This is a genomic window from Mesorhizobium sp. (genome assembly GCF_965229135.1).
Classification (GTDB): Bacteria; Pseudomonadota; Alphaproteobacteria; order Rhizobiales; family Rhizobiaceae; genus Mesorhizobium.
The window spans coordinates 2,044,387-2,060,565 of sequence record NZ_OZ245860.1; the positions used below are offsets into that span (position 1 = coordinate 2,044,387).

The following is a 16,179-nucleotide window of genomic DNA, read 5'->3' on the forward strand; positions in this document are numbered from 1 at the left end:
CTGGCGCGGTGCGTCGATGGCCACAGGGGGGCTGCCCAGGTTCGGCGTGAAGACGGCAATGCGAGGCCGCGAAAGACGATGCGGTTGACGCTCGCCTGGAAAACTCTCGAAACCGCGCCCAGTCGGACGAAAGGATCAGGCGCCATCGCGAACCTCGGAGGGCTTGGTCGTGTTGACCCAGAGAATCTGGCAGCGCTCCGCTCCCGGATTGCGGAAGGCGTGCGGCAAGGTGCTCCTGAAAGCAAAACTGTCGCCGGTCTTCAGCACGTATTTTGTGGAATCCACCACCAATTCGACCTCGCCCGAAAGGACGAAGCCGAATTCATGACCGGCATGGGCATAGGCTTCGGCGGTGCCGCCGCCGGCCTCCACTGTCACCAGTATGCCGGTCAGCGTGGCGCCTGGCGGCGAAAGCAGCGCCTTGGCAATGCCTTCCGACGTCACCGGGATCGGGCGACGGCTGTTGGCGCGAACGCAATAGAGATCGTTGGCGGCATCGTTGCCGTAGGCGATCAAGGCCGACGGCTCGATGCCGAGGGCCGCCGCGAGCGGCCAGATGACCCTGACACGCAAGGAGGACATGCCGCGCTCGATCTGGCTGAGCGCGCCGATCGAGACGCCGGCCCTGGCGGCCAGGTCGGCCAACGACAGCTTGCGCTCCAGCCTCAGCGCCCGGACGCGCCGGCCGACCCGCACATCGGCGTCGTCCCTTGGCCGTTCAGATGCCTCTTCAAGAATGCCCATCAAGTCGCGAACTCGTTCACTACGTACATCGGCGTGGGCGGGAGGTTGAAAACAGAATTGGCATTTTCACATTTGTGAAACTGTCAAGCTGCATCAGAACCATATGCGTGCCCCCCTCAGCGCTCAAGCGCATCCAGCGTCCGGTACCAGGCGATCGTGGCGGCGACGCCAATCTGACGGAAGGCGTGAAAAGGGATCGGCCGGATCGGCGAGACCGGGAACGGCAATTGCTGGACATCGCCGCTCGACAGATAGCCCGCGATGCGCTTGCCAAGCGCGGTCATCAAGCCGACGCCGCGCCCCTGGCAGCCGACCGCGGCCAGCAGGCCGGGCTCGGGCACATGGATATGCGGCAGGTGGTCAGGCGTCATCGCCACCCGCCCGAACCATCGCCCCTCGATGGCCACGCCGGACAGCGCCGGATAGAGGCGAAGCAACGCCCGCTCGAGATGCGCCCAGTCGGCGGCGGTTTTCGGCAAGGCCATGCGCCCACGGCCGCCTAGAACCAGCCGTCCATCCGCACTTTTGCGGTAATAGACGAGGATGCGGCGTGAGTCCGAGACAGCCTGCCCTTCCGGCAGTATGGCGCCGGCGAGATTGGACGAAAGCGGTGCCGTCGCGACCTGAAAGGAATGCAGCGGAACGATCGTTTCGGCGAGTCCTGGAATGAGACCGTCCGTGTAGGCGTTCGTCGCAACCACAACGGATTTCGCCTGCACCGTCGCGCCGCTTTCCGTCTCAACCCGCCAATTTGCAGCATTCCTGGAAAGACGCACCACTTTCTGGCGGGCAGCGATTTCAACATCCGCCGCAAGCGCAACCCGCGCCAATTCGGACGTATAGGCCAGCGGATCGATCACGCCGGCACGACGGTCTAGCCAACCGCCGAGATAGCCTCGCGCGCCAGTCATGGCGGCGACTTCCGCCCTGCTCAGAAGCTTGACATCGGCGCCGCGCGCCCGCCATTGCCGGTCCCTGTTCGCAGCCGCCTTCAGCGCCATCTCGGTATGCGCCGCCTGGATCCAGCCATTGCGAACAAAGGGCACCGCCAGCTGATCGTCGCGGATCAGATCGAAGACGCTATCGGCTGTCGAGGCGGCAAAATTGATCAGAGTTTCGCCGCGTTCGGCACCAAAATGCTCCAGCAGCCATTCGGGATCATATTTCAGACCGGGTATGACCTGCCCGCCGTTCAAGCCTGATGCGCCCTGTCCGATATCTCCCGCATCGAGCACCTGCACGGCGAGTCCCAGCCTGGCGGCATGCAGAGCCGTTGAAAGGCCCATGATGCCAGCTCCGACGACGACAACGTCGACATGTTTCTCGGCCGCGGCCAGCGGCTTGAGACCGATTGCGGCATTCGGCCTCTGCCAGATAGGATCGGAAAACGGGGCGGACATGACTTCCTCCGGCATATCCAGAAAGTGAAACTCCTATTGGCCATTTCACTATTTTGAAAGGCGGTTCGTCCCCGTATCGAGAACTGGCCCAATGGTTCGGCGGCGTTGCGAGGGTCAGCGCTTGAAACATCGACTGCCCAGCCACGAGGATGGGTAGACCTTTGGCCGGATTTTGTTGAAAGTGCCGCGCCGCCGGCCAGGCTGGAATACCAGGGGCAAAGACAGGGAGGACCGCAAGCCATGACGAACGTGACGCACTTGCCCGATGACGGCCTCTTTGTCGGCCGGGCCAGGACGGGCGATGCATCGCACCCCCTTGTGGTCACGGTGCGCGCAGGCGCTGTATTCGACATCACCTCGGCCACGGCGCCAACCGTTCGCGATATCTGCGAAATGCCGGACCCTGCCGACCATGTCCGCTCAGCCAAGGGCAAACCAATCGGCTCGCTCGATGAAATCGCGTCCAACAGTTTTGAGGCCAAGCGCGACCCGAAAAAACCCTACCTGCTGTCCCCGGTCGACCTGCAGGCAGTCAAGGCATCAGGCGTCACCTTCGTCGTCAGCCTGCTCGAGCGCGTGATCGAGGAACAGGCGCGCGGTTCGGCGGAAAAGGCGGACGCAATCCGCGCCGACATTGCCGGACTGATCGGCCATGATCTGTCGAAGCTCAAGCCCGGCTCGCCGGAAGCTATGGAGATCAAGGCCAAGCTCATCGCACGCGGCGCCTGGTCGCAATATCTGGAAGTTGGCATCGGGCCTGACGCCGAGATCTTCACAAAATGCCAGCCGATGGCTTCGGTGGGCTTCGGCGCGGATGTCGGCCTGCACCCGGTGTCGACATGGAACAATCCGGAGCCGGAGATCGCCATGATCGCCGCCAGCAGCGGCAGGATCGTCGGCGCCACGATCGGCAACGATGTCAATCTGCGCGACGTCGAAGGACGCTCGGCGCTGCTGCTCGGCAAGGCCAAGGACAACAATGCCTCGGCATCGCTTGGCCCATTCATCCGACTGTTCGACGACACATTCTCCATCGAGGACGTGAAGAACGCCGTCGTGCGCCTGAAGGTCGAGGGCGAGGACGGTTTCTCGCTGGAGGGCGCGAGCTCGATGGCCGAGATCAGCCGTTCGCCGGAAGAACTGGTTGCCGCCGCCATGGGCCCGCATCACCAATACCCGGACGGGCTGGCGCTCTATCTCGGCACCATGTTCGTGCCATCCAAGGATCGTGGTGAGAAAGGCAAGGGCTTCACCCACAAAGTCGGCGACATCGTCACCATATCGTCGGAGAAATTCGGCGCGCTGGTCAACCGCGTGCGGCTTTCGCCCGATTGTCCGCACTGGACCTACGGCGCCAGCCATCTCATGCGCGATCTGGCCAAGGCCGACCTTATCTAGTCGCAACGCCTTGATCCCATGCGATCGCCGCCTGCGGCGACCGTAACCCCTGTGGCTGAATTTCAAACTATCGTGGAAACGATATAAATCCGTCCGCCTTCTATTTTGTGCAATAAATCCATTATATTCAGATCATTATGTGATCACTGGCTTTCCACCTCGACCCCAGACGGTCGCCTTGACACCAATATTGGAAACGATGTTATTTTTGTCTAATGCGATGGCATGAGATCGTGCCGGCAGGCGGCGCGGTTGCATGCCGAGAGGCGTCAATCCAACGCGCGCAGATAGCGCATAGGCCGTCCAGCCGCGATGCCATTGCCGGCCGCGACGATCGAATTCGCGTCGATGCCGAAGTGGCGGTAGAGGTCGTCGATGGTTCCCGACTGGCCGAAATGCTCGACGCCGAGACTGCGCGTGCGATGGCCGTGAACCGAACCCAGCCAGCCGAGCGACGCCGGGTGGCCATCGGTCACCGTGACGATCGCGCAATGCGGCGGGAGATCGGCAAACAGCCTTTCGACATGGCTCCTGGCATGGACGAGGCCGCGTTCGCGCGCGCGGCTCGCCGCCGTCCAGCCGGCGTTCAGCCGATCGGCCGAAGTCACCGCCAAAAGACCCACATCGCGGCGATCTTCCGCCATCATGCCGACGGCCTCGATGGCCTCGGGCGCGACGGCGCCGGTATAGGCGACGACCAGTTCGGCATTCGGCCCTGGACGGCGCAGCCAGTAGCCACCGTCGACAATGTCCTGTTCAAGTTCCGGCGTCATGGTACGGCCAATCTGCTCGACCGGCCGTGTCGACAGGCGCAGATAGACCGAACCGCCGGTCTCGTCGCGCAGCCATGTGCGCTCGGATTGCACGGCGTCGCCGTCGCGCTGCATGTAATCCAGCGCAAAGCGCATGATGACGCTCAGCTCGTCGACGAAGGCCGGCTCGTAGGCGGCGAGACCGTCCTGCGCCATGCCGATCAGTTGGGTGGCGATCGACTGGTGCGCGCCGCCTTCGGGCGCCAGCGTAACGCCCGACGGCGTGGCGACGAGCAGGAAGCGGGCATCCTGATAGCAGGCGTAGTTCAGCGCATCGAGGCCGCGCTGGATGAACGGATCGTAGAGCGTGCCGATTGGCAGCAGCCGCTTGCCGAAGATCGAATGCGACAGCCCGAGCGCCGACAGCAGAATGAACAGATTGTTCTCGGCGATGCCAAGCTCGATATGCTGGCCGGACGTGCCGAACTCCCATTTCTGCGCCGAGGCGATGCGTTCATTACGGAACGTATCCGCCAGTGATTCCTTGGCGAACAGCCCGCGCCGGTTCACCCATGGGCCGAGATTGGTTGAAACCGTGACATCCGGCGATGTGGTGACGATGGCATCGGCGAGCGGTCCGCCGGCGCGCGCGATCTCGTCCAGGATTCGGCCGAAGCCGACCTGCGTGGACACGCTGCCCTTGGCTTCCGAGACAAGACGGTCGGGCACGATGATGCGTTGCGCGTGACGGCGCCGCTGGCCCTTGGCCGCGAATGGAACCGCGTCAAGAAACCGCTGCAACTCCAGATCGCCGACATCCAATCCCTCGAAGCGATCCCACTCGCGCCCCTCGCCGACCGACATCGACGTGCGAAACGTCCCCATCTGGTCCTTGGTCATCAGGCCGGAATGGTTGTCCTTGTGGCCGGCGAGCGGCAGGCCGAAACCCTTGATGGTGTAGGCGATGAAGCAGGTCGGCCGGTCGTTGCCGCGCGCCGTCTCGAATGCATCGAGCAAGGAGGGCAGATCGTGACCGCCGAGATTGGTCATCATTCCAGCCAGATCGGCATCCGAACGACGCTCCAGTAGCGACGCGATGCCTGGCTCCTCGCCAATATCGGCCAGCAGGCGCTTGCGCCAGGCAGCACCGCCCTGGAAGGTCAGCGCCGAATAGAGCTGGTTGGGACAGGCGTCGATCCAGGCGCGCAACGCCTCGCCGCCCGGTTCGGCGAAGGCGGTTTGCTGGAGCGAACCGTATTTCAGGATGACGACGTCCCAGCCGAAATTGCGGAAGATGCTCTCGAAGCGCTCCCACAGGCCCTCGCGCACCACGGCATCGAGGCTCTGGCGGTTATAGTCGACGATCCACCAGCAGTTGCGCAGGCCGTGCTTCCAGCCTTCCAGCAACGCCTCGAAGATGTTGCCCTCATCCATCTCGGCGTCGCCGATCAGCGCCACCATGCGGCCTTCGGCAAAATTCTCGTCGCGGGCGCGCAGATAGTCCTGGACCAGCGAGGCGAACAGCGTCTGGGCAACGCCGAGCCCGACCGAGCCGGTGGAGAAATCGACGTCGTCGATATCCTTTGTTCGCGACGGGTAGCTTTGCGCGCCGCCGAAGGCGCGGAACTGCTCAAGCTTTTCGCGTGTCTGATTGCCCAGCAGATACTGGATGGCGTGGAATATTGGGGACGCATGCGGCTTGACCGCGACGCGGTCTTCCGGCCTGAGCGCGGAGAAATAGAGCGCGGTCATGATCGTGGCCATCGACGCCGATGACGCCTGATGGCCGCCAACCTTCAGGCCATCGGTGTTTTCGCGCAGATGGTTGGCGTTGTGGATCATCCACGCCGCGAGCCAGAGGACTTTTTTCTCCAGCTCCGACAGCGCATTCAGTTTCCCTTTGTCCAAGCACCTGCCTCCCGCTTTTGAACCTGTTCAGCATATGCCAGGCCAACAGACGGTTTTCGCCAAACTTGCGCCTTCCATGGCATTAGTTTAGGGCTTCTCCTCAATTCTAGCATCAAGAATGGTGTTTCATGCCAAAAACTCGCCTTGATGATATCGACCGCAGGATCATCGATGCGCTGCAAGTCGACGGGCGGATGACCGCGCAGCAGCTTGCCGACAAGGTCGGTCTTTCGGCTTCACCCTGCGCCCGCCGGGTCCGGCTGATGGAAGACATGGGCGTGATCACCGGCTACACAGCCGTCATCGATCAGGATCTCGTCGACCTGCCGATTTCCGTGTTCGCATCGATCAAGCTGGAGCGTCAGCGCGAGAACGAGCTTGAACGATTCAGCGCGGCGATCACGCGCTGGCCGGAGGTCGTCGATTGCTACCTGATGACGGGCCAACGCGATTACCTGCTTCGCATCGTCGTGCGGGACCTGCATGCCTATGAGCGCTTCCTGAAGGAAAAGCTGACGCGGCTCGAAGGCGTCGCCTCGATCGAATCGAGCTTTGCCCTGACGCAGATCAAGCGGTCGAACCGGCTGCCGCTCGAGGTTTGATTTCAACCATTGAATTTTCCACAATGAGGAATATGGAATTATCTTTCTGGAATTCGACGCGAAAACGCGCCGGCAGATGGAGGATGAGCCAATGGCGTCCGAACAACGCGCCGCGGACGACTACGGCAGCCTTGTAGCGGCGTTGTCGGAAGGCAAGTCAAAGCTGAGCAAGCGGCTGCAGCAGGTCGCCCAGTTCTTCCTCAACAATCCCGAAGACGTGGCGATCTACACGATCGTCGAGATCGCCAGGCAGGCCGGCACGCATCCCTCGACGATTTCGCGCTTTGCCAAGGAAATGGGCTTCGACGGTTTCAGCGGCCTGCAGAACGTGTTTCGCCAGCGCCTTGTCGGACCGAAGATGACCTATTCCGACCGCATGAAGGCGCTTTCCGAAGGTCCCGGCAAGCCGCTGTCGGCGGATCTCGAACTGGACGATCCGCATGTCGTGTTCGACACGTTCGTGCTGGCGGCGATGGACGCGTTGCTCAGGGTGCGCGAGGACATCGACGCAGCAACCCTGCGCGGCTTCGTCGAAGTGCTCCGGCAGTGCGGCGCGGTGCACATCGCGGCGGCGCGAGGCGCCTTCGGTGTCGGCACTTATTCCTATTACGGTTTTTCGCGGGTCGGCAAACGGGCGCATCTGATCGACAATATGGGCGCCATGCGCGAGCAGCAGCTGGCGGCGATGGCGCCCGACGACGCGCTCTTCGTGCTGACCTTCGACGACTACACGCCGGAGACGGTCGAACTGGCGAAGGCCGCCCACAGGAAGGGCCGCAAGCTGCTTGTCATCACCGACAATGAGCTGAGCCCGGTGGCGAAACTCGGCACGCATACGCTTTATGTGAAAGAGGCCCGCCTTGGGCATTTCCGCTCGCAGGTGCCGGCAATGGTGCTCTGCCAATCGATCATCGTCAGCCTGGGCAGCCTGATCGATCGTTAACGGCTGATCGCGTCTTACGCCGCGCTTGACTCGCGATCCGCAGAAACATATTTCTAGAATTACAAAATTGGAAATTCTCTACTCATCGGCATTCGGGAGGGTCCGTTGATCGTAGCGCTTGAGAGCAAGACGCTTGTCGTCACCGGAGGGACGCAAGGGCTTGGCGAGAACATCGCACGGCTGGCCTCGGCCGGAGGCGTCGAGGCCATCGCCATTGTCGGCCGCAACGCTGAGCGCGGCGCGCGCGTCGCCAGCGAACTGACAAGGCCCGACCAGCCCGTCGTCTTCATCCAGGCGGATCTCGCGGAACCATCCGCGCCGGCCGCCGTCATGGCGGAAGCGATCCAGAAGCTTGGCCGCGTCGACTGCCTTGTGAACGCCGCCGCGCTCACCGATCGCGCTTCACTGGAAACCGGCACCATGGATGACTGGGAGCGACTGTTTTCAGTCAATGCACGCGCGCCATTCTTCCTGATGCAGGCGGCCGTGGCCGACATGAAGGCGCGGCGGGCGCCCGGTTCGATCGTCAACATCCTGTCGGTGAATGCCCATTGCGGCGCTGCCGATCTCGCCATCTATTCGGCCACCAAGGGCGCGCTGTCGACGCTGACGAGAAACATCGCCAACGCGCATCTTGCCGATCGCATCCGCGTCAACGGCATCAATATGGGCTGGGTGGCGACGCCCGCCGAACAGGAGATGCAGGCACGCAAGCTGGGCAAGGGCGAAGACTGGGTCAAGACGGCGGCGGCCGGAATGCCGCTTGGCCGCCTGCTGACCATGGACGAAGTCGCGCAACTGGCTCTGTTCCTGCTCAGTGACATGTCTGGATTGATGACCGGCACGCTGATCGACATGGAACAGGCAGTGCTTGGCGCACCGCCACGCGGAATTGCGTGATGGGTTCAGACACCCGACCTGTCCGTCTTGGCCCGTCGAGCCTGGACCTCCTACCCGCTTCGGTCCGCCGTCCCAACTATGACCGGACACGCCTCAAACCGGGCATTCTCCATCTTGGGGTCGGCGCCTTTCATCGCTGCCATCAGGCCGAATATACCGACGACGCGCTGGAAGCCGCCTTCGGGCCATGGGGCATTGTCGGCGTCAACCTGCGCGCGCCCGATCTCGACCCTACGCTCGGCGCGCAAGGCGGCCTCTATTGCCGCGAACTGCGTGACCGCGGCCAGACGGACCGTCGGTTGATCGGCGCCATGGTGGACACGATCTCGGTGCCCGGCAGGGATCAGGCCTTGCATGATGCGACGCTGAAACGCGCGCTGGACACGGCAGGCAGTGCCGCCATTGGCGTGGTGACCCTGACCGTGACGGAAAAGGGCTATTGCCATATCCCGGCGACGGGTGAACTCGATCTCGATCACCCCGACATCCGGCACGACATCGCCAATCCGCAAGCGCCGGTGTCGGTGCCGGGCTTCGTCCTGCGCTTACTGGCGCTTCGACTTGACGCCGGCACACCGCTGCCCGCCCTGATCAGCTGCGACAACGTTCCCGACAACGGCTCGACCTTGCGGCGCTCGGTGCTAGGACTCGCAGCACGGATCGATCTCGCCCTGCACGACCGCGTCGCCGGGGAGGCGCATTTCGTGAACACGATGGTCGACCGCATCGTGCCGGCAACGCGCGCCGAGGACATCGCCGCCTTCGCGTCGCAGACCGGCGTCGAGGATCTGGGACTCGTCGTCGGCGAGCCATTCCGCATGTGGGTGTTGGAAGACCGTTTCGACCGGCCGCTGCCGGCCTGGGATCGCGCCGGCGCGCTCTTCGTCAGGGATGTGGCACCTTACGAGATCCTGAAGATGCGGGTGGTCAACGGCATCCAGTCCAACCTCTGCCAACTCGGCGTTCTCTCCGGCCTCGAATTCATGTCGGACGTGATGGCCGAAGAGGGTTTCGCCGAATTCGCCGAGCGGACCATCACGCGCGAGGTGGTGCCCAACCTGCCGCCTGTCGCAGGTGTCGACGTGGCCGCCTATGTCGCGGAAACGATCAGGCGACTGAGGAACCCGGCCCTCAAACATCGGACCCAGCAGATATCGACGGATGGCTCGCAGAAGATCAAGCAACGCCTGCTCGAGCCGCTGCGCGCCGGGCTTCGTGCGGGAACGCCTTGCGATGGCCTACTGCTCGGCATTGCCGGCTGGATGCAATATGCAAGCGGTCGCGATAGCGGCGGCCAAAGGATCGAGGTCAACGACCCGTTTGCCGAGCGCACGCGAGCTATCGGCACGGCCAGCGGCGGCGATGCAGCAACTTTGGTTGACGGCATGCTGGAAATTGATGGGATCTTCGGTTTCGACCTGCGCGCCGACGCTGCAATAAGGGCTCGTCTCGCCGACAATGTGGCCAAGTTGCAGAAGGAGCCGGCGCTTCTTGTCATCCGTGATTTTCTCGCCTCGGAAAGGGGCTGAAAATGGCCAGGAATCAGGAATTTCATAATTTGACTTTTGGAAATTCACATGCAGTACTTTATCGAAAAAAGAACGCATGGCTTGGGAGGAAGACGATGCAAGCTGGCCGGCTTCCCGGCTTGAGGGGCTGAACCATGGTTCATGCCACCAATGACGCGATCGAGACACGCAGGCTAAGGGTCGGCATGGTGGGCGGCGGACGCGACGCCTTCATCGGCGCCGTGCATCGCCTGGCGATGCGGCTCGATGATCGCATACAGCTCGTCGCCGGAGCCCTGTCCTCCGACCCCGAGCGGGCCCGCTTGTCCGCAGCAGATATCGGCATAGACGCCGATCGCGCCTATTACAGCTATCAGGAGATGGCGATGGCCGAAGCGGCGCGCGAAGATGGCATCGAGGCGGTGGTCATCGTCACTCCGAACCATATGCACGCGCCGGTCGCCGCGGCCTTCCTCGATGCCGGCATCGATGTCATCTGCGACAAGCCGCTGTCGGCGACATTGGAGCAGGCGGAGGATCTGGCGCGCCGCGCCGCGAAAAGCGGACTGGTGTTCGCCGTCACCCTGAACAACACCGGCTACGCCATGGTGCGCGAGGCGCGCGCCATCGTCACCTCCGGCGCGCTCGGCAAGATCCGCATCGTGCGCGCGGAATACATCCAGGACTGGCTGACCCTGCCGATCGATGCCGACGGCCAGAAGCAGGCGGAATGGCGCACCGACCCGGCACGCGCCGGCCGCTCGGCCTGCCTCGCCGACATCGGCGTGCACGCCTACAGCCTCGCCCAGTTCGTCACCGGCCAGATGCCGGACGCCATTGCCGCCGACCTGACGACGTTCGTTCCCGGCCGCCGGCTGGACGACAACGCCCATGTGCTGATGCGATACGGCAGCGGCGCGCGCGGCGTGCTCATCGCCAGCCAGGTGTCGCCTGGGAATTACAACCGCCTCTCGCTGAAAGTGTATGGCGATAAGGCAGGCCTGGAATGGTTCGCGCATGAACCCGAAGTGCTGCATTTCGCGGCCTTTGGCGAGCCGGCACGTATTTTGACACGCGGCGGCCCCGGCGTCGGCCAGGCAGCCGGCTCGGTATCGCGCATGCCGGCCGAGCACCCGGAAGGCTATGTCGAGGGCTTTGCCAATCTCTATCGCGATGCGGCGGCGCTGATTGCGGCCCGCCGCGCCGGCAGGGCGCCCGACCCAGCCCTTGTCGCCGCCGTGCCCAACATTCATGATGGCCTCGCCGGCATGCGTTTCATCGAGGCGGCCGTGGATTCCCATGAGAATGGAGGCGCATGGACCACGATCGCTACGTGATCACCCAATCCGCTACGGAGAGGTTTTCCGTACGGCAATACAGAACTGAACAGTGGAGGAGTTACACATGAAAATGCTTGTTAAGATCGGGCTTGCCGCGCTCGCGGCTGGTCTGTGCTCGAGCGCCGCGATGGCGGCGGGAAAGACCTACACGATCGGTGTTTCCAACACCGTGCAGGGCAATGGCTGGCGTGAAGAGATGATCTGCGCGATCAAGGCGCAGGCACTCGCTTCCGGTGAGGTCGCCAAGCTCAACATCGCCCACCGCAACACAGACGCGGCTGGCCAGCTGGAAGATCTGCGCAACCTGATCAGCGCCAAGGTCGACGCCATCGTCGTCAACCCGGCCGATCCGGCGGGCATCAAGGCGGCACTTGCCGAAGCCGCCAAGGCCGGCATCGTCGTCGTCGCCGTCGACCAGGCGGTCACCGAACCTTCGGCCTACATCATCTCCAACAACCAGGAAAAATACGCCTATCTCGGCGCCAAGTGGCTGTTCCAGCAGATGGGCGGCAAGGGTGGCGTCGTCTACATGCGCGGCGCCGCCGGCGCCTCGGCCGACAGCGACCGCGACAAAGGCTTCAAGGAAGCGCTCAAGGAATTCCCGGATGTGAAGGTCGTGCATGAGGTCTTCACCGGCTGGCAGCAGGACCAGGCCAAGCAGCAGATCCTCGACTTCATCGCCACCGGAACGCCGTTCAACGGCATCTGGACGTCGGGCATCGACAATGTGATCGTCGACGCGCTGACGGAGTCGCAGACGGCTCTGGTGCCGATCGTCGGCGCCGACAATGCGGGCTTCGTCGGTCAGCTCAACAAGGTCGAGGGTCTCAAGGGCGCCGCGGTCACCAACCCCGGTTCGATCGGCGGCGCGGGCGTCACGCTTGCCCTGCAAATCCTGGACGGCAAGAAGCCGGCTCAGCAGACCGTGCTGGTCGAGCCGTCGCTGTGGGAGAATGTCACCGACGCCGGCAAGGCTCAGTTGAAGTCGGCGGCCGACCCGTCGCTTTCGCCCGAATGGCCGGTTTCGATCTCGATCCCGAACTGGACAACCTACACCAAGGACCAGATCGTGGCCTGCAAGGGCCCGGGCGAATAATCGACCAAGCCGAACGACAGCAGGGGCGGCAAGCAAGGTGCCTGCCGTCCCTGCCATTTAAACCTGGATCGCACCCTTGACGACGAATCCTATCCTCGACGCCACCGGTGTGGCGAAAAGCTATGGCGCCGTGGCGGCGCTGCGCAACGCGTCGCTTTCGGTCCTGCCGGGCGAAGTGCATGCGCTCATGGGCGCGAACGGAGCCGGCAAATCCACTCTCGTCAAGATCCTGACCGGAGCCATCCGCGCCGACAAGGGCGACATCAAGATCAGAGGCCAGGCGCACGACGTGCGTTCGCCGGCGGATGCCCGCCGGGCCGGCCTGGTTCCCGTCTACCAGGAACCGTCGCTGATCCCGGATCTCGACATCGTCTCCAACCTCCGGCTGACCGGCACGCCCCTGGAGCCATTCCGCGCCTGGGTGCGCGAACTCGGCGCCCCCGACCTCGACGTCAACGACATGGCACGGGATGTGCCGCTGGCGATCCTGAGGGTGCTTGACCTAGCCCGCGCCTTGGCCGTCGAGCCCGATGTGATCCTGCTCGACGAAATGACAGCGGCCCTGCCGGCAAACCTTGCCGAACGGGTGATCGACGTCGTCAGGAAGCAGAGCAAGAGCGGACGTTCCGTCATCTTCATTTCGCACCGCTTTATCGAGATATCAGCCATGTGCGACCGCGCCACCGTGCTGCGCGACGGCGAGACCGTGGGCGTCGTCGACATCGTGCCCGGCATCGAGGAGAAGATCGTCGAACTGATGCTCGGCGCGCGCGTCGAGAAGACCTACACCAAGAGCAGAAGCGCCGCTGCGGCCGAAAGTTCGAGCCGCCCACGGCTCGGCGTGCGCGGTCTACGCGTCGGCACCAAGCTCCAGGACGTTTCGTTCGACCTCAGGGATGGCGAAGTCGCCGGCGTGGTCGCCCTGGAAGGCCAGGGACAGGATGAGCTGTTCGGCGCGCTTTCGGGCGCCATTCGCCCATCGGCGGGAACGATAGAGGTTGACGGCAAGGCTGTTCAATTCAGCCACCCAACTGACGCGATCGACCTCGGCATCGCCTACGTCCCCGGCGACCGCACCGAGGTGCTGCTGATGCAGCAATCGGTGCGCGAAAACATCGCCCTGCCCTTCAGCGCCCGGATGCGTAACTGGGGTCCGATCAACATGCGGCGGGAGCGTGCCAGCGTCACCGGTGCCATCGAGCGGCTGCAGATCGACACCCGGGCGCAACGCGAGGTCCAGCGGCTGTCCGGAGGCAACCAGCAGAAGGTCACCATTGCCCGCTGGATCGCCGCGGACGCCCGCACCATCCTCTGCTTCGACCCAACGCGCGGCATCGACGTGCGCACCAAGCAGGAGATCTACAGGCTGCTGCGCGAACTCGCCGCCCAGGGCAAATCGGTGCTCTACTATACGTCAGAACTGGAAGAGGTGCAGCGGGTCTGCGACCGCGCCATCGTCATCTTCGGCGGGCGCGTCGTCGACGTGCTGCCGACGGACATTGCCGACGAAGCCGCCCTCACCCGCGCCTCCTATGGCCTTCCCCGCCACGCGCAGGAGGATATCGGCATCCTGGCTGGCGCCTCGAACACTCCGGCAGGCGCACAATGATCCGCTTCCTCCGTAAAAATGGCTGGGTCACTGGCCTGTTCGTGCTGTTGGCGCTGCTTTTCGTCATCACCAAGATCATCCAGCCCGGCTACGGCGCTGGCGATTTCGGATCGCTGGTGCGCGCCGTCCTGCCTTTCGCTTTCGCCGTCGCGGCGCAGACGATCGTCGTCATCGCCGGAGGCATCGACCTGTCGGTTGCTTCGATGATGGCGCTGACCAGCGTCACGGCGGCCTACATGATGAATGGCGCCAGCGAGGAGTTCGCGCTGCTGGTGGTGCCGATGGTGCTGCTGATGGGCGCCGGGCTTGGAGCGCTCAACGGCGTCCTGATCGTCGTCACGCGCGTCCCAGACATCGTGGTGACGCTGTCGATGCTGTTCGTGCTGCAGGGTGCGGCGCTGCTGGTGCTTGACTCACCGGGCGGTGGCGCCGCCGAATGGCTGAAGGAACTGATCGTCGGCACGATCCAGATTCCAGGCATTCCCGACGCGATCAATGCGTGGCTTCCCAAGGGACTTCTGCTGCTGCTCATCTGTCTGGGCATCGTCTGGATTCCGCTCAGGCGTTCCTGGCTTGGCCTTTCCATCTACGCGATCGGCAGCAACCCGCTCGCCGCCTTCCGCAGCGGCGTGCCGGTCGCGCGCACCAAGATCATCGCCTATGCCTTTTCAGGCCTGTTCGGCGCCATGGGCGGGCTGACCTTGACGATGAGCACCGGCATCGGCGCTCCCATTCCGGGACCCTACCTGCTGGCCAGCGTCGCGGCCGTGGTCCTTGGCGGTGTGGTGCTCGGCGGTGGCCGTGGCGGACTGGTCGGCCCGATCGTCGCCGTCTTCGTGCTGCGCCTGGTGCGAACCGACCTGACGCTTCTGGCCATCGATCCAAACGTCACCGCGATCGTCGAAGGCACGATCATGGTGGTCGTCGTGATGCTTGGCGCATATCTGGCGATGAGAGGCCGCACACCATGAGCGCGAGTGTGACGTCAACCCAGCCTGTTCCCTTCGGCCGTCGTCTCAAGCGGTTCATGAGCGATCAGCCGCTGGTGCCGCTGGTCATCCTGCTGATCCTTCTGGTCGTTGTCCTGCAGATCCTGCGGCCAGGCATCGTCAACGAGCGCTGGATCGCCAACACGGTCAAGTTCGCGATTCCGCTGGCGATGCTGGCCGGCTGCCAGACCATGACGATGCTGACCGGCGGCATCGACCTTTCCGTGGGAACGGTCGCGACCATGGCCGCCTTCATCATGGCCACGCAGGCAACCCATTTCGACCCCTCGATCGCGATCCTGATCGCCATGATGCCGGCTGCGCTGATCGGCCTGGCGAACGGCATAGGCGTTGGCGTTTTTAGAGTGCATCCGCTGATCATGACGCTTGGCACCAGCCTGATCGGCATTGGCTGCCTGCAAGTCTACCAGCGCACCGTGATCGCCACCGGCACCAAGGTTCCCGACTTCCTGGCCTGGCTCGGCACCGGCCTGAGCTACGGCATTCCCAATGCGCTGCTGCTGTTCATTCCGGTGGCCGCGGCAATCATCTTCACGCTGCGGCGCACCGGCTTCGGCCGGCTGCTCTACGCGGTCGGCGACAATGAGAGGGCGACGCGCCTGTCGGGCGTCGTCTACTGGCAGGTGATCGTCGCTCTCTATATCATTTCGAGCCTGCTCGCGGGTGTCATGGGTCTGCTCTATGTCGGCCTCATCAAGGCGCCGTCGCTGTCGCTGGTCGAACCGCTGGTGCTGCCCTCGGTCGCGGCGGCGGTCATCGGTGGCACGTCGATCTTCGGCGGGCGCGGCGGCTACACCGGCACGATCATCGGCGCGCTCATCCTGACGGTGCTGACGACGCTGCTCAGCGTGCTGCAGATGCCGGAAGGCGCGCGCCGCATCCTGTTTGGCGCGATCGTCCTGCTGGTCACCGCCGCCTATCTCAGGATCACCGAGGACCGGTAGAAGGGCCCTCGCCCGACGCGGCGAT

At 63.7% G+C, this 16,179-nt stretch carries 13 protein-coding genes; 10 read left to right on the forward strand and 3 right to left on the reverse strand.

Annotated elements, in window-relative coordinates:
* Positions 1-135: 135 nt before the first annotated feature.
* A complete protein-coding gene (locus tag ACO07C_RS10005) occupies positions 136-744 on the reverse strand; it encodes a cupin domain-containing protein (protein WP_421914012.1) in 609 nt (202 codons plus the stop codon).
* A 116-nt stretch (positions 745-860) separates the two neighbouring features.
* Positions 861-2,144 carry an NAD(P)/FAD-dependent oxidoreductase gene (locus ACO07C_RS10010; protein ID WP_421914013.1) on the reverse strand — a complete coding sequence of 428 codons (1,284 nt, stop codon included), beginning with the start codon at positions 2,142-2,144 and terminating at the stop codon, positions 861-863.
* A 240-nt stretch (positions 2,145-2,384) separates the two neighbouring features.
* Here ACO07C_RS10010 and ACO07C_RS10015 point away from each other — a divergent pair, with 240 nt between their 5' ends.
* Entirely contained in the window at positions 2,385-3,542 is a 1,158-nt protein-coding gene (locus ACO07C_RS10015) for a fumarylacetoacetate hydrolase family protein (RefSeq protein WP_421914014.1), read from the forward strand.
* A gap of 269 nt (positions 3,543-3,811) precedes the next feature.
* On the opposite strand, the gene ACO07C_RS10020 is transcribed toward ACO07C_RS10015, so the two are convergent.
* Complete coding sequence (locus ACO07C_RS10020) at positions 3,812-6,136, reverse strand: transketolase-like TK C-terminal-containing protein (protein ID WP_421917486.1); 2,325 nt, start codon at positions 6,134-6,136, stop codon at positions 3,812-3,814.
* Positions 6,137-6,330: 194 nt separating this feature from the next.
* Between ACO07C_RS10020 and ACO07C_RS10025 the strand changes: the two genes are divergently transcribed.
* From ACO07C_RS10025 to ACO07C_RS10065, 9 genes are all read left to right on the forward strand, one after another.
* Positions 6,331-6,804 carry an Lrp/AsnC family transcriptional regulator gene (locus ACO07C_RS10025; protein ID WP_421914015.1) on the forward strand — a complete coding sequence of 158 codons (474 nt, stop codon included), beginning with the start codon at positions 6,331-6,333 and terminating at the stop codon, positions 6,802-6,804.
* Between the two features lie 91 nt (positions 6,805-6,895).
* Positions 6,896-7,747, forward strand: a complete 852-nt coding sequence (locus tag ACO07C_RS10030) for a MurR/RpiR family transcriptional regulator (RefSeq protein WP_421914016.1) — start codon at positions 6,896-6,898, stop codon at positions 7,745-7,747.
* A gap of 105 nt (positions 7,748-7,852) precedes the next feature.
* Positions 7,853-8,647 carry an SDR family oxidoreductase gene (locus ACO07C_RS10035; RefSeq protein ID WP_421914017.1) on the forward strand — a complete coding sequence of 265 codons (795 nt, stop codon included), beginning with the start codon at positions 7,853-7,855 and terminating at the stop codon, positions 8,645-8,647.
* Positions 8,647-10,176 (forward strand): mannitol dehydrogenase family protein, encoded by a 1,530-nt coding sequence (locus tag ACO07C_RS10040; RefSeq protein ID WP_421914018.1) that lies wholly within the window; start codon positions 8,647-8,649, stop codon positions 10,174-10,176. Before ACO07C_RS10035 ends, ACO07C_RS10040 begins: the two co-directional genes overlap by 1 nt.
* 134 nt (positions 10,177-10,310) lie before the next feature.
* Complete coding sequence (locus ACO07C_RS10045) at positions 10,311-11,492, forward strand: Gfo/Idh/MocA family protein (RefSeq protein ID WP_421914019.1); 1,182 nt, start codon at positions 10,311-10,313, stop codon at positions 11,490-11,492.
* A gap of 67 nt (positions 11,493-11,559) precedes the next feature.
* A complete protein-coding gene (locus ACO07C_RS10050) occupies positions 11,560-12,591 on the forward strand; it encodes an ABC transporter substrate-binding protein (RefSeq protein WP_421914020.1) in 1,032 nt (343 codons plus the stop codon).
* Between the two features lie 76 nt (positions 12,592-12,667).
* Positions 12,668-14,200, forward strand: coding sequence for a sugar ABC transporter ATP-binding protein (locus tag ACO07C_RS10055; RefSeq protein WP_421914021.1), 1,533 nt, complete (start codon positions 12,668-12,670; stop codon positions 14,198-14,200).
* Positions 14,197-15,171: an ABC transporter permease gene (locus ACO07C_RS10060; protein ID WP_421914022.1), complete on the forward strand. Its 975-nt coding sequence runs from the start codon at positions 14,197-14,199 to the stop codon at positions 15,169-15,171. Before ACO07C_RS10055 ends, ACO07C_RS10060 begins: the two co-directional genes overlap by 4 nt.
* The gene (locus ACO07C_RS10065; RefSeq protein WP_421914023.1) at positions 15,168-16,154 is read left to right on the forward strand and encodes an ABC transporter permease; all 987 of its coding nucleotides are present in this window, start codon (positions 15,168-15,170) and stop codon (positions 16,152-16,154) included. The genes ACO07C_RS10060 and ACO07C_RS10065 overlap by 4 nt, the downstream gene beginning before the upstream one ends.
* The last annotated feature ends 25 nt before the right edge of the window (positions 16,155-16,179 follow it).